At 41.3% G+C, this 14715-nt stretch carries 17 protein-coding genes and 1 pseudogene; 15 read left to right on the top strand and 3 right to left on the bottom strand.

Annotated elements, in window-relative coordinates:
- Positions 1-116 precede the first annotated feature (116 nt).
- Together M1F56_RS00440 and cibA are read right to left on the bottom strand one after the other, a co-directional pair.
- Positions 117-260, bottom strand: coding sequence for a bacteriocin (locus tag M1F56_RS00440; RefSeq protein WP_247916502.1), 144 nt, complete (start codon positions 258-260; stop codon positions 117-119).
- A 1-nt stretch (position 261) separates the two neighbouring features.
- Positions 262-444: a fratricide two-peptide bacteriocin subunit CibA gene (gene cibA / locus M1F56_RS00445; RefSeq protein WP_000180842.1), complete on the bottom strand. Its 183-nt coding sequence runs from the start codon at positions 442-444 to the stop codon at positions 262-264.
- 189 nt (positions 445-633) lie between these two features.
- Here cibA and tsaB point away from each other — a divergent pair, with 189 nt between their 5' ends.
- The 15 genes and pseudogenes from tsaB to dltD all read left to right on the top strand — a co-directional run bounded on the left by tsaB (position 634) and on the right by dltD (position 13859).
- A complete protein-coding gene (gene tsaB / locus M1F56_RS00450) occupies positions 634-1317 on the top strand; it encodes a tRNA (adenosine(37)-N6)-threonylcarbamoyltransferase complex dimerization subunit type 1 TsaB (RefSeq protein ID WP_247916503.1) in 684 nt (227 codons plus the stop codon).
- A complete protein-coding gene (gene rimI, locus M1F56_RS00455; protein WP_247916504.1) occupies positions 1314-1751 on the top strand; it encodes a ribosomal protein S18-alanine N-acetyltransferase in 438 nt (145 codons plus the stop codon). The genes tsaB and rimI overlap by 4 nt, the downstream gene beginning before the upstream one ends.
- The gene (tsaD, locus tag M1F56_RS00460) at positions 1741-2751 is read left to right on the top strand and encodes a tRNA (adenosine(37)-N6)-threonylcarbamoyltransferase complex transferase subunit TsaD (RefSeq protein WP_247916505.1); all 1011 of its coding nucleotides are present in this window, start codon (positions 1741-1743) and stop codon (positions 2749-2751) included. The genes rimI and tsaD overlap by 11 nt, the downstream gene beginning before the upstream one ends.
- A 110-nt stretch (positions 2752-2861) precedes the next feature.
- A pseudogene (locus M1F56_RS00465) lies at positions 2862-2987 on the top strand (MutR family transcriptional regulator); the annotation flags it as partial.
- Between the two features lie 46 nt (positions 2988-3033).
- Positions 3034-3699: a CPBP family intramembrane glutamic endopeptidase gene (locus M1F56_RS00470; RefSeq protein ID WP_247916506.1), complete on the top strand. Its 666-nt coding sequence runs from the start codon at positions 3034-3036 to the stop codon at positions 3697-3699.
- Positions 3700-3769: 70 nt separating this feature from the next.
- On the top strand, positions 3770-4996 hold the full coding sequence (locus tag M1F56_RS00475) for an MFS transporter (RefSeq protein WP_247916508.1): 1227 nt from the start codon (positions 3770-3772) through the stop codon (positions 4994-4996).
- Positions 4997-5154: 158 nt separating this feature from the next.
- Positions 5155-5850, top strand: coding sequence for an AzlC family ABC transporter permease (locus M1F56_RS00480; RefSeq protein WP_247916510.1), 696 nt, complete (start codon positions 5155-5157; stop codon positions 5848-5850).
- Positions 5840-6163 carry an AzlD domain-containing protein gene (locus M1F56_RS00485; RefSeq protein WP_000253936.1) on the top strand — a complete coding sequence of 108 codons (324 nt, stop codon included), beginning with the start codon at positions 5840-5842 and terminating at the stop codon, positions 6161-6163. Before M1F56_RS00480 ends, M1F56_RS00485 begins: the two co-directional genes overlap by 11 nt.
- A gap of 103 nt (positions 6164-6266) precedes the next feature.
- The gene (locus M1F56_RS00490; RefSeq protein ID WP_000724973.1) at positions 6267-7097 is read left to right on the top strand and encodes an amino acid ABC transporter substrate-binding protein; all 831 of its coding nucleotides are present in this window, start codon (positions 6267-6269) and stop codon (positions 7095-7097) included.
- 153 nt (positions 7098-7250) lie between these two features.
- Positions 7251-8105, top strand: coding sequence for a MetQ/NlpA family ABC transporter substrate-binding protein (locus M1F56_RS00495; protein ID WP_247916513.1), 855 nt, complete (start codon positions 7251-7253; stop codon positions 8103-8105).
- Between the two features lie 98 nt (positions 8106-8203).
- Positions 8204-9577, top strand: a complete 1374-nt coding sequence (locus M1F56_RS00500; protein ID WP_000231829.1) for a M20 family metallopeptidase — start codon at positions 8204-8206, stop codon at positions 9575-9577.
- A complete protein-coding gene (locus M1F56_RS00505) occupies positions 9570-10631 on the top strand; it encodes a methionine ABC transporter ATP-binding protein (protein ID WP_045617843.1) in 1062 nt (353 codons plus the stop codon). Before M1F56_RS00500 ends, M1F56_RS00505 begins: the two co-directional genes overlap by 8 nt.
- A 1-nt stretch (position 10632) precedes the next feature.
- Positions 10633-11325 (top strand): methionine ABC transporter permease, encoded by a 693-nt coding sequence (locus tag M1F56_RS00510; protein WP_045617841.1) that lies wholly within the window; start codon positions 10633-10635, stop codon positions 11323-11325.
- Between the two features lie 159 nt (positions 11326-11484).
- Positions 11485-12639 carry a D-alanyl-lipoteichoic acid biosynthesis protein DltB gene (dltB, locus tag M1F56_RS00515; RefSeq protein ID WP_247916514.1) on the top strand — a complete coding sequence of 385 codons (1155 nt, stop codon included), beginning with the start codon at positions 11485-11487 and terminating at the stop codon, positions 12637-12639.
- Between the two features lie 47 nt (positions 12640-12686).
- Positions 12687-13859, top strand: coding sequence for a D-alanyl-lipoteichoic acid biosynthesis protein DltD (gene dltD / locus M1F56_RS00520; protein WP_009729653.1), 1173 nt, complete (start codon positions 12687-12689; stop codon positions 13857-13859).
- Between the two features lie 174 nt (positions 13860-14033).
- Here dltD and M1F56_RS00525 read toward each other — a convergent pair whose 3' ends face one another.
- A complete protein-coding gene (locus M1F56_RS00525) occupies positions 14034-14603 on the bottom strand; it encodes an MptD family putative ECF transporter S component (protein WP_247916516.1) in 570 nt (189 codons plus the stop codon).
- Positions 14604-14715: the final 112 nt, after the last annotated feature.

The raw sequence follows: 14715 nt of genomic DNA on the forward strand, positions 1-14715 counted from the left end.
TCAATTGGTAAGGGGATTCTGGTTATGTTTAAATCATTGAAAATGCTGAGAAAACTGTAAGAGATGAAGAGAATAAAATTTACCCTTCTAAAAATGTGTCTTTTATCTAACATGACTTATCCAAATTTCTTACGAAGATCTTTCCCGATAGTGTAAGCAGCCATAAATAAAGCTATACCAACACCTACACCAAAACCACCCTTGATTCCTTGCAATTCTTTATTAGAAATTGAACAATACTGATCTAAACCTTTAATCATACTAACCTCCTAAAAAATAACCAGCTGCCAAACCAGAACCTACAAGTGCTGTTCCACCTGCAATAGCTTTCCAAGATACTGCTACTCCAAAGATAACTAAGGGAGCGAGACCACCATCAATATCTGATAATTCGTTTTCAGATAACGATAAAAATTGATTGTCAAGAACGTCAAAATTTGTCATTGAACTTTCCTCCTTTTTTCTTGTTCACTTATATATTCGGAAAAGATAGGAAAAATGTAAAATTTTTTTGAATTTTTGTACTGTCCTCTTTGTCTAAATGACAGGCCCTTTTGTTTCAAAACAAAGAAAATTCCCATGTGCTGGCTTTTGTAGTATAATAGTAAACAGACAAAAAGATAGGAATGTGTTATGAAAGTATTAGCTTTTGATACGTCCAGCAAGGCTCTTTCTCTCGCTATTTTAGAGGACAAGCAGGTTCTTGCCGAGACGACGATTAATATTAAGAAGAATCACAGTATTACCCTCATGCCTGCCATTGATTTTTTGATGGCCAGTTTGGATTGGACACCTAAGGATTTGGATCGAATCGTGGTGGCGGAAGGGCCAGGTAGCTACACAGGCTTACGAATCGCGGTAGCAACTGCCAAGACCTTGGCACATACTCTGAACCTTGAGTTAGTGGGGATGTCTAGCCTTTTAGCTCTGGTACCGAGCCAGCAGGAAGGTTTGGTTGTTCCTTTGATGGATGCGCGTCGCAACAATGTTTATGCAGGATTTTATGAAAATGCCAAACCTGTCATGCCAGAAGCACACCTGTCCTTTGCGGAAGTGCTAGAAAAAGTCAAGGATGTTGAACAGGTGACCTTTGTTGGAGAAGTTGGAGCCTTTGTGGAGCAGATCCAGGAACAGCTGCCACAAGCTAGCTATCAAGAAACCTTGCCAAATGCAGCTAATCTAGCTCTTTGGGCATGGGACAAGGAAGCAGACTCCTTGCACGACTTTGTACCAAATTACCTCAAACGTGTTGAAGCCGAGGAAAATTGGCTCAAGAACCACACCGAGTCTGGCGAGTCCTACATTAAACGCCTATGATAGAAATCAAACGAATCCAACAGCGACCTGCCCTAGCTCAAGCCATCTACGCTGTCATGGCAGCTGTTTACCCAGTCAGCCCTTGGACACTGGAACAAATCCAAGCAGACCTGTCCCAAGACCAAACTTGGTACGCTCTAGCCTATGATGGAACAGAAGTGATTGGATTTCTAGCTGTGCAGGAGAATCTCTTTGAGGCAGAAGTCCTGCAAATCGCTGTCAAAGGGGCCTATCAGGCTCAGGGAATTGCGTCAGCCTTGTTTGCAACATTGCCGACAGACAAGGAGATTTTCCTCGAAGTCAGAAAGTCAAACCAACGAGCGCAAGCATTTTACAAGAAAGAAAAGATGGCGATCATCGCTGAGCGAAAGGCCTACTACCATGATCCAGTCGAGGACGCCATCATCATGAAGAGAGAAATAGATGAAGGATAGATATATTTTAGCATTTGAGACATCCTGTGATGAGACCAGTGTCGCCGTACTGAAAAACGAAGATGAGCTCTTGTCCAATGTCATTGCGAGTCAAATTGAGAGTCACAAACGTTTTGGGGGCGTAGTGCCAGAAGTAGCTAGTCGTCACCATGTCGAGGTCATTACAGCCTGTATCGAGGAGGCTCTAGCAGAAGCAGGAATTACAGAAGAAGACGTAACAGCCGTTGCCGTTACTTATGGACCTGGATTGGTTGGGGCTTTGCTAGTTGGTTTGTCAGCTGCCAAGGCCTTTGCTTGGGCGCATAGCTTGCCTCTAATTCCCGTTAACCACATGGCGGGCCACCTCATGGCAGCTCAAAGTGTCGAGCCTTTGGAGTTTCCCTTGCTAGCTCTCTTGGTCAGCGGTGGGCACACGGAGTTGGTCTATGTTTCTGAGGTTGGGGATTACAAGATTGTTGGAGAAACGCGGGATGATGCAGTTGGTGAGGCCTATGATAAGGTCGGCCGTGTCATGGGCTTGACCTATCCAGCAGGTCGCGAAATTGACGAGCTGGCCCATCAGGGGCAGGATATTTATGATTTCCCTCGTGCCATGATTAAGGAGGACAATCTGGAGTTTTCCTTCTCTGGGTTGAAGTCTGCCTTTATCAATCTTCACCACAATGCCGAGCAAAAGGGAGAAAGCTTGTCCAAGGAAGACCTGTCAGCATCCTTCCAAGCAGCAGTTATGGATATTCTCATGGCAAAAACCAAGAAAGCCATAGAAAAATACCCTGTTAAAACCCTAGTCGTAGCCGGTGGCGTGGCAGCTAATAAAGGTCTCAGAGAACGCCTAGCAGCTGAAATCACCGATGTCAAGGTCATCATCCCACCCCTACGCCTTTGCGGAGACAATGCAGGTATGATTGCTTATGCCAGCGTCAGCGAGTGGAACAAAGAAAATTTTGCAGGCTTGGACCTCAACGCCAAACCAAGCCTCGCCTTTGATACTATGGAATAAAGAGTCAGCTTTGAGCTGGCTTTTTTGCTAAAATATTTTATAATATGTTAAAAAAGTAAAATTTTTTACGAATAGAATAGTAAAGGGAATCTTTAAAGGGGAGTTTGGCTATGATTGAAAAACAGGAATTGGGAGAATTTTACAAGGAATTGCGCCTGGCGAGGAAACTCAAGCAGTCAGATGTGGCTTGTGAGGGTCTAACAGCTTCCCAGCTATCCAAGTTTGAACTAGGACAGTTTCCGTGTTATACTATCCTTATTTCATAGTATAGGAGAAAATAGAATGAAAAAGATAATCTCACGCTACTACTTGTTTATAGCCATTCTACTTGTCATTGCTGACCAGTTCTTCATTCGTTTGCTTTTACATAGCGACCTTGCTGCTGGTCTATCTGATTTTGCCTATTATTTGTCAGATATGTTGTTGAATTTTCTTGTGGTTTTATTTGCTCTTATTGTTATGGTTTGGTCAGGAAAATGGCAGAAAATCAACAGTAGAAAATTTAAAGGGTCTTATCTTTTTTATTCCTTTTTAGCTCTTCTTGCTTTTGTTATTTGGAATTTTGTCACATTTTATCTTTTCCCATCTACCAAAAATGAAATTGCTTATCAACTGGATGTTCCTACTTTTACAGGGGCCACAGCATTTTTTATGTATTTTTTCTATCCTGTGATTGCAGGTCCCATTATTGAAGAGATGACTTATCGTGGATTGGTGATGACTGCTCTGGAGAAAGGGGAAAAATGGGGACTGGATGTACTTGGTTCTGCTGCTTTATTTGGGGTCTTGCATATTAGTAGCCATGGTTGGGTTCTGACAGACTTTTTCGTATATATGGTTGGTGGTCTCATATTTGCAGTCTTGTTTAGAGTGACCAAGTCCATTTATTGGCCTATTGGACTGCATATAGTTTACAACGGCATTGGTCAAATTTTATCGTTGCTGTAATTTTGGGTGCTCAGCAATATCGGTCTATCCTTGGGGAAAAATTCCCATTTGAACTCAAAAAGGAGTTGCGATGAAAGTATTTATTCAAAATAGAGATTTTAGGCAATTAACCATCAACCAGTGGATTTCAATGGTTGGGGATACAATTTTTTATCTTGCTTTTTTGAATTATGTGGCAGATGCTTCGTTTGCCCCCTTGGCAATTTTACTCATTACGATTTCAGAGACTGTTCCTCAAGTTCTGCAAATTTTTATGGGAGTTTTGGCTGATTTTCAACACCATCGTGTTCTAAAGTATACGGTTATTAGTTTTGTCAAATTTGTACTTTATTCTATAGTGGCGCTTTCGCTTTCAGGGCAGCCCTTTTCCTTATGGCTTGTATTCTTTATTTGTTTAATGAACCTTTTGTCGGATACATTGAGTTACTTTTCAGGAGCCATGCTTACTCCTATTTTTATAAGAATCATTGGAAAAGAACATCTGACAGAAGCTATTGGCTTTAAACAATCAACAGTTAGTTTAGTTCGGACAATCAGTAATATTCTAGGAGGGGTTTTACTAGGAATTCTTTCCATTCAGTTTATTTCCTTGCTAAACGCTCTGACGTTTCTGATAGCATTTGTAGGTATTCTTCTCATAAAAAATGATCTTTTGAAAGTTGAAAAAACAATTAGCTATCAAGAAGGTCTTTCTATAAAATCGTTTTGCCAGCATTTGTTCCAATCATCGAAATTGATTTGGAATATGGATAGAGTAATCTTCATTTTATTTATCGTCTCTATCAGCCAAGCTGTGATCAATGTCACTGTTCCTATTTCGACTCTTTTTTTAAGAATCCAACCGTTTTTGAATTTACAAACTGGTCAATCTCTTGCTTTGTTATCAACACTAGAATTATCAGCACTTATTGTCGGAAGTCTTGTGAGTGGCTATCTGAAAAATACGATTTCTATAAAAACAGCTCTATACGCTTCGGTCACCATCCAGTTACTCCTTCTAGTAGGATTTGCCACAGGTCATTTTGGTTTGATTTTGCTTTTCAGTTCCTTGGATGCCTTCGTCGCAGGGTTACTCTCTCCTAGATTGCAAGAACTCGTCTTTAAACAAATACCTGAGGAGTCAATGGGAGCGATTCAATCCTCTATTGGTGCTATTACGGTTGTTTTACCAAGTCTATTCACAATTGTTTTCGTAACGATTGCTACAAGTTTTGGGACCCTAGCGGTTAGCTTTATTCTATTGCTATTACTCCTAACCGCATTTGTCATGCTCTTGAATATTCGTGAGAGCATTTAGTGGGGAATTTGTATAATAGGTGTTTGAGACTGGATTGCCAGTCTTTTTATGACGGCCAAAATCAGCAGACTTTTTTCTCTTCTTTGAATATGTTATAATAGTCAGTGCTGTGGCTGTGATGATGAACAGCTTCAATTGGAGAGAATATGAGGAGAAGGATGAGAGAAAAAGGATTTTGGGAAGGTGTACAGGCGGCCATGCCGACTGCCCTTGGCTATGTCAGCATTGGCCTGGCTTGTGGGATTATTGGCGCGCCCTATGTGACACCTGTTGAGATGGGCTTGATGAGCCTCTTTGTTTATGCTGGGAGCGCCCAGTTTGCCATGTTGGCACTGATTGCGGTACAAGCGCCTGTGGCAGCTATTGCTATGACGGTCTTTTTGATCAACTTGCGACTCTTTTTGCTGAGCTTGCATGCATCGACCTATTTCCGTCATACTAGTCTCTGGCAAAATATCGGCATGTCTAGTCTCCTGACAGATGAGACCTACGGGGTTTTGATGGGAGAATTAGCCCATACAGACAAGGTCCATCCTATGTGGATGCATGGGAACAATCTCAATAGTTATGTAGCCTGGTTTATTGGGACAGTTGCGGGGACAGCTTTAGGTGGGCTTCTTCCAAATCCTGAGGTCTTTGGATTAGACTTTGCCCTTGTTGGGATGTTTATCGGGATTTTTACTTCACAATTTCAGATTATGCAAAGACGGGTTCCTGTCCGCAATCTGCTGCTAATCCTAGCCGTTGTTGCGCTGTCTTTCTTTTTGCTCTTGATAGTAGTGTCTCAGTCGCTAGCTGTTTTGTTTGCGACCTTGCTAGGTTGTACCATGGGGGTGGTCTTAGATGGTCAGTAAATATCTTTTGTTAGCCGTTATCTTTTCAGGCCTAGTGACTTGGATTCCCCGTATGATTCCCTTCATCTTGGTTAAGTACAAGGGCTTGCCAGCTATCGTCGAGCGGTTTTTGAAGTTTTTGCCTGTTTCCATTATCTTTGCCTTGATCCTTTCAAGCGTAGTGACTGGCAAAGTTGGCAGTCTCCCTCAAATCAAATGGCTGGACTTTTTAGCAGTCTTTCCAACGGCTTGGGTAGCCTTTCGCTACCGCAATCTAGTAGGTACGGTTCTTTTTGGGGTAGTCTTGATTGCAGTCTTGCGTCTGGTCTTTTAAATCAGCCATAAAAAAAACCTATCACCGAGATAGATATCATATAATGGCAAAAAAAAATATTTTCTGTTAAGATAGTAAAGTATTCTATTTTGGAGGAAATGACATGAAAAAAATCGTTAAATACTCATCTCTTGCTGCTCTAGGACTTGTGGCTGTAGGTGTGTTAGCAGCTTGCTCAGGTGGTGCGAAAAAAGAGGGAGAAGCAGCTAGCAAGAAAGAAATTATCGTTGCAACTAATGCTACACCAAAACCATTCAACTATGAAGAAAATGGCGAATTGACTGGTTACGAAATTGAAGTGGTTCGCGCTATCTTTAAAGACTCTGACAAGTATGATGTCAAGTTTGAGAAGACAGAGTGGTCAGGAGTCTTTGCAGGACTTGATGCTGACCGTTACAATATGGCTGTTAGCAACATCAGCTACACTAAAGAACGTGCTGAAAAATACCTTTATGCAGCTCCAACTGCTAAAAACCCTAACGTTCTTGTAGTGAAAAAAGATGACCCTAGCATCAAATCGCTTGATGATATCGGTGGAAAATCAACAGAAGTTGTTCAAGGGACAACTTCTGCTAAACAGCTAGAAGACTACAACAAACAACATTCAGATAATCCAACTGTCCTAAAGTATACTAAAGCGGACTTCCAACAAATCATGGGACGCTTGAGCGATGGCCAGTTTGACTACAAGATTTTTGATAAAATCGGTGTTGAAACAGTCATCAAGGACCAAGGTTTGGACAACTTGAAAGTCATTGAACTTCCAAGCGACCAACAACCTTACGTTTACCCACTTCTTGCTAAAGGTCAAGATGAGTTGAAAACATTTGTAGACAAACGTATCCAAGAACTCTACAAAGACGGAACTCTTGAAAAGTTGTCTAAACAGTTCTTCGGAGACACTTATCTCCCAGCAGAAGCTGATATTAAATAAGTTTGTAAATCATCCATTCTCTCGTAGGTGGATGATTTTGCAACTTCTAGACTTATAGTTTCAAACTATATGTCTGCCTATCTAATAACAATTTGCGAAATCAAATAAAGTATGAGATACTATTACGGTATTATTTTTAAAGGAGAAAGAATCATGAAAATTAAAAAATGGTTAGGCGTAGCAGCTATTGCTACAGTAGCAGGCCTTACACTTGCAGCTTGCGGAAATTCAGACAAGAAAGCAGACAATACAACTACAGTTAAAATTGCGACTGTTAACCGTAGTGGCTCAGAAGAAGCACGTTGGGACAAAGTCCAAGAATTAGTTGAAAAAGACGGCATTAAATTGGAATTCACAGAGTTTACAGATTACTCACAACCAAACAAGGCAACTGCTGATGGTGAAGTAGACTTGAACGCTTTCCAACACTACAACTTCTTGAACAACTGGAACAAAGAAAACGGGAAAGACCTTACAGCGATTGCAGATACGTACATCTCACCAATCCGTCTTTACTCAGGTAAAAATGGTGAAGAAAACAAGTACACCAAAGTGGAAGAAATCCCAGATAAGGGTGAAATCGCTGTACCAAACGATGCAACAAACGAAAGCCGTGCGCTTTACTTGCTTCAATCAGCTGGTTTGATCAAATTGGATGTTTCTGGAACTGCTCTTGCAACAGTTGCTAACATCACAGAAAATCCAAAGAACTTGAAGATTACTGAATTGGACGCTAGCCAAACAGCTCGTTCATTGTCATCAGTTGATGCTGCTGTTGTAAACAATACCTTCGTTACAGAAGCAAAATTGGACTACAAGAAAGCACTCTTCAAAGAGCAAGCTGATGAAAACTCAAAACAATGGTACAACATCATCGTTGCGAAAAAAGATTGGGAATCATCACCTAAGGCTGATGCCATCAAGAAAATTATCGCAGCTTACCACACTGATGAAGTGAAAAAAGTTATCGAAGAGACATCAGACGGTTTGGACCAACCAGTTTGGTAATAAGACACAGGGAGGTGGGAGAGAGTTTCCACCTCTTGCTTTTGTATAGAGCATGAATTGTAAAGAAGACTATAGGTTCATAGAAAGGTAGAGAGAATATGGTTTTTCCTAGCGAACAAGAACAGATTGAAAAATTTGAAAGGGATCATGTAGCCCAGCATTATTTTGAGGTTTTGCGTACCTTGATTTCTAAGAAATCAGTCTTTGCCCAGCAGGTTGGACTGAAGGAAGTTGCCAACTATCTGGGTGAGATTTTCAAGCGTGTAGGGGCTGAAGTGGAGATTGATGAGACTTATACGGCTCCCTTTGTCATGGCGCATTTCAAGAGTTCGCGTCCGGATGCCAAGACCTTGATTTTCTATAACCACTATGATACCGTGCCAGCGGATGGGGATCAGGTCTGGACAGAGGATTCCTTTACGCTTTCGGTCCGCAATGGTTTCATGTATGGGCGTGGGGTTGATGATGATAAGGGTCATATCACAGCTCGTTTGAGTGCTTTGAGAAAATATATGCAGCATCATGATGACCTGCCTGTCAATATCAGTTTTATCATGGAAGGAGCGGAGGAATCGGCTTCAACAGACCTAGATAAGTATCTGGAAAAACATGCGGACAAACTCCGTGGGGCGGACTTGCTAGTCTGGGAACAAGGGACCAAGAACGCCTTGGAACAGCTTGAAATCTCTGGCGGAAACAAGGGAATTGTAACCTTTGATGCCAAGGTAAAAAGTGCTGATGTGGATATCCACTCGAGTTATGGTGGTGTCGTGGAGTCAGCGCCGTGGTATCTTATCCAGGCTCTAAGTAGTCTGCGAGCTGCTGATGGATGTATCTTGGTAGAAGGCTTGTACGAGGATGTTCAAGGGCCAAATGAACGAGAACTAGCCTTGGTAGATACCTATGCCCAACGCAATCCTGAGGAAATTAGTCGCATTTATGGTTTGGAATTGCCTCTCTTACAAGAGGATCGTGCAGCCTTTCTAAAACGGTTCTTTTTCGAGCCGGCCCTTAATATCGAAGGGATTCAGTCAGGTTATCAAGGGCAAGGGGTTAAAACGATTTTGCCAGCAGAAGCCAGTGCTAAGTTAGAGGTTCGTTTGGTTCCTGGCCTAGAACCGCATGATGTTCTGGAAAAAATTCGGAAACAGCTAGACAAAAATGGCTTTGATAAGGTAGAATTATACTATACCTTGGGAGAGATGAGCTATCGAAGCGATATGAGCGCGCCAGCTATTCTCAATGTGATCGAGTTGGCCAAGAAATTCTATCCACAGGGCGTTTCAGTTTTGCCGACAACAGCGGGGACAGGCCCCATGCATACGGTCTTTGATGCCCTAGAGGTACCAATGGTGGCCTTCGGTCTAGGAAATGCCAATAGCCGAGACCATGGTGGAGATGAAAACGTGCGAATCGCCGATTACTACACCCATATTGAATTAGTAGAGGAGCTGATTAGAAGCTATGAGTAGAGATATTATCAAGTTAGATCAGATTGATGTGACTTTTCACCAAAAGAAGAGAACCATCACAGCGGTCAAGGATGTGACCATTCACATCCAAGAAGGGGATATCTACGGTATCGTTGGATATTCTGGAGCAGGGAAATCAACCCTTGTACGGGTGATTAACCTCTTGCAAAAGCCATCTGCTGGGAAAATTACCATTGATAACGACGTCATTTTTGATGGCAAGGTGACCTTGACAGCAGAGCAGTTGCGTCGTAAGCGTCAAGACATTGGGATGATTTTCCAGCATTTCAACCTGATGAGTCAAAAGACAGCAGAGGAAAATGTGGCCTTTGCCCTTAAACACTCTGGACTCAGCAAGGAAGAAAAGAAAGCTAAAGTAGCTAAGTTGTTAGACTTGGTTGGCTTGGCGGATCGTGCTGAAAACTACCCTTCACAACTATCAGGAGGGCAAAAACAGCGTGTGGCCATTGCGCGTGCCTTGGCAAATGATCCGAAAATTTTGATTTCAGATGAGTCAACGTCTGCCCTTGACCCTAAGACAACCAAGCAGATTTTGGCTTTGTTGCAAGATTTGAACCAAAAATTAGGCTTGACTGTTGTTTTGATTACGCATGAAATGCAGATTGTCAAAGATATTGCCAACCGTGTGGCAGTTATGCAGGATGGCCGTTTGATTGAAGAGGGCAGTGTCCTTGAAATCTTCTCAGATCCTAAACAGCCTTTGACCCAGGACTTTATCTCAACTGCGACAGGTATTGATGAAGCCATGGTCAAGATTGAGAAGCAAGAAATCGTAGAGCATTTATCTGAGAACAGTATCTTAGTGCAGCTCAAGTATGCAGGTGCTTCGACAGACGAACCACTTTTGAATGAATTGTACAAGCGTTACCAAGTAACGGCTAATATCCTCTATGGAAATATCGAAATTCTCGATGGGACTCCTGTTGGAGAATTGGTTGTGGTCTTGTCAGGTGAAAAAGCAGCACTAGCAGGTGCTCAAGATGCCATCCGTCAGGCTGGTGTGCAGTTAAAAGTATTGAAGGGAGGACAGTAAGATGACAGAGTTGATTCAAACTTATTTACCAAATGTCTATAAGATGGGCTGGGCTGGTCAGGCAGGCTGGGGAACGGCTATCTACCTAACTCTTTATATGACAGTTTTTTCCTTCATCATCGGAGGGTTCTTGGGGCTGGTAGCAGGTCTCTTCCTTGTCTTGACAGCGCCAGGCGGTGTCTTGGAAAATAAGGTTATCTTTTGGATTTTAGACAAGATCACCTCCATTTTCCGTGCGGTTCCTTTCATCATCCTCTTGGCAATCATGTCACCACTTTCTCACTTGATTGTGAAGACGAGTATCGGGCCAAATGCAGCCCTTGTCCCACTTTCTTTTGCGGTCTTTGCCTTCTTTGCTCGTCAGGTGCAGGTTGTCTTGGCTGAACTGGATGGCGGTGTCATTGAGGCGGCGCAGGCTAGTGGAGCGACCTTCTGGGATATCGTGGGTGTTTACCTATCAGAAGGTCTTCCAGATTTGATTCGTGTGACGACGGTGACCTTGATTTCCCTTGTTGGGGAAACAGCAATGGCTGGTGCGGTTGGTGCTGGTGGTATCGGTAACGTGGCTATTGCCTATGGATTTAACCGCTACAATCACGATGTGACCATCTTGGCGACTATCATTATCATCTTGATTATCTTTGCAATCCAGTTCTTGGGAGATTTCTTGACCAAGAAATTAAGTCATAAATAATGGAAGGAGCCCAACGGGACTCCTTTTTGTTTTCTCACCGAAATGCAAGAAGAGTAAAGTTTCTTTTTAGAAATATGCTATAATAAAGAAAGGCCCCTCAATTAGCAAATCGGAAAGTTTGCTGTAGGAGGGATGATAATGTAAAGGAGTCTAGCTGGTATGAATTATTTCGAGGGGAATGAGTTTTTCCTTCTCTTATTTGTAGTTTTACTGATTGGTTTTGTGGTAAACTTTTTTGAAAAACGTAAGGACTACTATATTTTGGCGCTCTCCCTCTTATTTGCAGGAGCTATCTATGGTAAGAGTCGAGCGATGATGGTCTATTTGCTCGCCTTTATCGTTTACCAGTATTTTCTGGTTTTTCTAGCACAGCGGATAGAGGCAAAGTGGCTGAAACCACTGGTTTTCCTTTCCATTCTTCCTTTGGTAATCAATAAAGTCTTTGCCCTGACTTCTCTGCATTTGTTGGCCTTTATTGGAATTTCTTACATGTCCTTTAAGACCATTCAGATCATGCTAGAAATATCGGATGGCTTGATCAAAGAAAAAATCAGTGTAAAAGATTATCTACAGTTTTTGCTCTTTTTCCCAACAGTTAGTGCTGGTCCAATTGATCGGAGTAGGAGATTTTTAAAAGAGATAAACGAGGTCATGCCCCGAAAAGAGTATCTAGAGTTAGCAGGGGACGGTGTGTATCGTATCGTTCTAGGCCTCCTTTACAAGATTGTTTTATCAACCTATGTTTACCAGATGTTACTCGCTCTAAATAATACGGGCACAGTCGTTTACTCAATCAAGTATATGTACCTCTATACCTTGTATCTGTTCTTTGACTTTGCAGGCTATAGTCTAATGGCCGTTGGAAGTAGTAATATTCTAGGTATTCAGACACCGATGAACTTTAACAAACCTTTCTTGAGTGTCGATATCAAGGATTTCTGGACCAGATGGCATATCACCTTGTCGACCTGGTTGAGAGATTTTGTATTTTCAAGAGTATTGATGCAGGTTATCAGGAAAAAATGGTTTAAAAATAGACTACACAATGCAACCTATGCCTATATGGTCAATATGTTGGTCATGGGTTTTTGGCATGGTCTTAGTGTTAGCTACATTGTCTATGGTTTTTATCATGGTGTCTTGATGGCTGGATTTGAAGTGTATCAAAAGAAAAGCAATTTTTATAAAAAAAATAAAAACAAGAACTGGTATAAGCTACTAAGTTGGTTTGTGACCATGCATTTGGTTATGGTTGGTTTCTTTATCTTTTCGGGTGAACCCTATAAAATCTTACTGACGATTTTAAAGAGATAAGAGATTGAAAAGAAATCGGCTAGATCGAAGGGATAGGATAAAACGAGATGATTAAATTAAAAGCATTTTTACTATCGCTTGTGCTCGTAATTGCGACGCTTGCCCTTTTAAATGTGACGTATGTCAAGAAGATTGATGATTATTATAAAGTCAAGGATAACAGTATTCGTTATAGCACCTCGTATGAAAAGTATAAAAGTAGAGATATTATAACAAGCAATATTACTCCCAATACACTGGTTCTAATGGGTTCCTCAGAGTTGGTTGCGACGATAAATGAAGACTATCATCCAAATAAAATTTTTAACTACAACGATTTTAATATCATGCAGATTGGGACCAGTTATTCTCAAAACATTATTCAGGCTACGACCTTGGGGTCTATTGAAGGATCTATGAGTAAGCGAAAAGTAGCTATAGTAGAGTCTGTTCAGTGGTTTGAAAAAGATGGGACCCATCAAGATGCCTTTTTGAATAAGGCTTCTCAGGAACATATTTTCCACATGCTAGATAATGACAAGATTAGTAAAGAAACGAAAGAAAAACTAATCAATCGCATTATCGAGATTACCAAAGGAAACAAGCAACAAAACGACATCTACAAAAAATACAAAAGTTATTTCATAGATGGAAAAGGAACCATTGTCGATAAAAAACTATTAGAGTTTGAGAATGCGATGTATTCCTTTAAGCTCAAACAGACTTTTTATCAAAAACATGCCAAATCAGATTATCCTTCGCTAGGAGACAAAACTCCAGACTATGATTGGCAGAAGATGACGGATCAGTTTGTGGAAGAGGTCAAAAAGAAAACAGACAATAATGACTATGCTGTTGATAATAACTACTACAATACTTACTTAAAAGATCGCTATGCATCGCTGAAAGATTCTAATAAAGATTTGAGCTACCTAGAGTCACCAGAATATTCAGATATGGAACTCTTCTTGACAGTTGCCAAAGAATTGGGAATTGAAGTTGAGGTTATTATTTTCCCAGTAAACGGGAAATGGAATGACTACACTGGTGTCTCAAGAGAGATGCGAGAAAAAACTTATAAAAAAATAGAAGATGTCGCAAAGAGCCATGGTGCAACCGTATTAAACTATGGAAACAGAGAGTATGATGATTACTTTTTATTTGACGTGATGCACGTTGGAGTGAAAGGATGGATGGAAGTTGAAAAAGAACTTTACAAATTTGCAAACCAAGCTAACTAACACTCATCGTTTAATCTTGTGGACACTATTTTTCTATACGGTTATCTTGAGCATCGTGATTTACTGTTTTGTGACCGATTTTTCGAATATTCAAGAATTTATCTATAGTGAATTCTAAGACTGTATACAAAAAGGCCCTGGAACTAGGCATAGCTAGTCTTCAGGGCTTTTATCTTATAGTTTATCAGCTATTTTTTGACTTAGAAATTGCCCAACCACAGCCCCAATCAAGGCACCTAGGAGGATGCTCGAAACAAAGAGAAGGATTTTGTCTAACTCGGGAGCGACCATGATACGGTCGATGTATTCTTGTGACTTCCCACGCGCAAGTAAGGTGGCCATGTAAGCTTTGGGACGGATCCACATGAGGAAGATAGGACCACTTGTGCTGAAAGCAAAGATAAGGAAGGAGAGGATGTTTTTGATTCGGTCTTTGTAGTTTCCGAGACGAGCGATGGCATCTGCTGCAAGACCACAGACGATACCTGGAAGAAAAGCACCAGCACCATGCTTGCTAGCTAGGAAAAAAATTGCCATAAAAAGTCCTAGAGTTGTAATAGCGCCAAAACGAGGGACCTTCGACAAAAGAAGCATGTAGACACTGCCACCGACCAGGGCAGAAAAGGCAGGTGCGTAGAACATGTTGCCTGTTTGGTCGACCAGGTGTCCTAGGAAGACTCCAATCCCTACACAGAGAAAGTAGAGGACGGCGGCCAAGAGGGTGGTTAAGATATTTTTCTTCATGAGAATCTCCTTGATGCGAATTAACAAAACCAATTGTATCACGCTTTTTAAGGATTGTAAATGGGAACTCTATATTTTTGAAAACGCTTGAAATATGATATAATAGTTACAT

It is taken from the genome of Streptococcus oralis (genome assembly GCF_023109005.1).
Taxonomy (GTDB): Bacteria; Bacillota; Bacilli; order Lactobacillales; family Streptococcaceae; genus Streptococcus; species Streptococcus oralis_BU.

Excerpts from the sequence above, each read along its gene's own strand:
- M1F56_RS00440 (WP_247916502.1), bottom strand. The coding sequence starts at position 260 with ATGATTAAAGGTTTAGATCAGTATTGTTCAATTTCTAATAAAGAATTG.
- cibA (WP_000180842.1), bottom strand. The coding sequence starts at position 444 with ATGACAAATTTTGACGTTCTTGACAATCAATTTTTATCGTTATCTGAA.
- tsaB (WP_247916503.1), top strand. The coding sequence starts at position 634 with ATGAAAGTATTAGCTTTTGATACGTCCAGCAAGGCTCTTTCTCTCGCT.
- rimI (WP_247916504.1), top strand. The coding sequence starts at position 1,314 with ATGATAGAAATCAAACGAATCCAACAGCGACCTGCCCTAGCTCAAGCC.
- tsaD (WP_247916505.1), top strand. The coding sequence starts at position 1,741 with ATGAAGGATAGATATATTTTAGCATTTGAGACATCCTGTGATGAGACC.
- M1F56_RS00470 (WP_247916506.1), top strand. The coding sequence starts at position 3,034 with ATGAAAAAGATAATCTCACGCTACTACTTGTTTATAGCCATTCTACTT.
- M1F56_RS00475 (WP_247916508.1), top strand. The coding sequence starts at position 3,770 with ATGAAAGTATTTATTCAAAATAGAGATTTTAGGCAATTAACCATCAAC.
- M1F56_RS00480 (WP_247916510.1), top strand. The coding sequence starts at position 5,155 with ATGAGAGAAAAAGGATTTTGGGAAGGTGTACAGGCGGCCATGCCGACT.
- M1F56_RS00485 (WP_000253936.1), top strand. The coding sequence starts at position 5,840 with ATGGTCAGTAAATATCTTTTGTTAGCCGTTATCTTTTCAGGCCTAGTG.
- M1F56_RS00490 (WP_000724973.1), top strand. The coding sequence starts at position 6,267 with ATGAAAAAAATCGTTAAATACTCATCTCTTGCTGCTCTAGGACTTGTG.
- M1F56_RS00495 (WP_247916513.1), top strand. The coding sequence starts at position 7,251 with ATGAAAATTAAAAAATGGTTAGGCGTAGCAGCTATTGCTACAGTAGCA.
- M1F56_RS00500 (WP_000231829.1), top strand. The coding sequence starts at position 8,204 with ATGGTTTTTCCTAGCGAACAAGAACAGATTGAAAAATTTGAAAGGGAT.
- M1F56_RS00505 (WP_045617843.1), top strand. The coding sequence starts at position 9,570 with ATGAGTAGAGATATTATCAAGTTAGATCAGATTGATGTGACTTTTCAC.
- M1F56_RS00510 (WP_045617841.1), top strand. The coding sequence starts at position 10,633 with ATGACAGAGTTGATTCAAACTTATTTACCAAATGTCTATAAGATGGGC.
- dltB (WP_247916514.1), top strand. The coding sequence starts at position 11,485 with ATGAATTATTTCGAGGGGAATGAGTTTTTCCTTCTCTTATTTGTAGTT.
- dltD (WP_009729653.1), top strand. The coding sequence starts at position 12,687 with ATGATTAAATTAAAAGCATTTTTACTATCGCTTGTGCTCGTAATTGCG.
- M1F56_RS00525 (WP_247916516.1), bottom strand. The coding sequence starts at position 14,603 with ATGAAGAAAAATATCTTAACCACCCTCTTGGCCGCCGTCCTCTACTTT.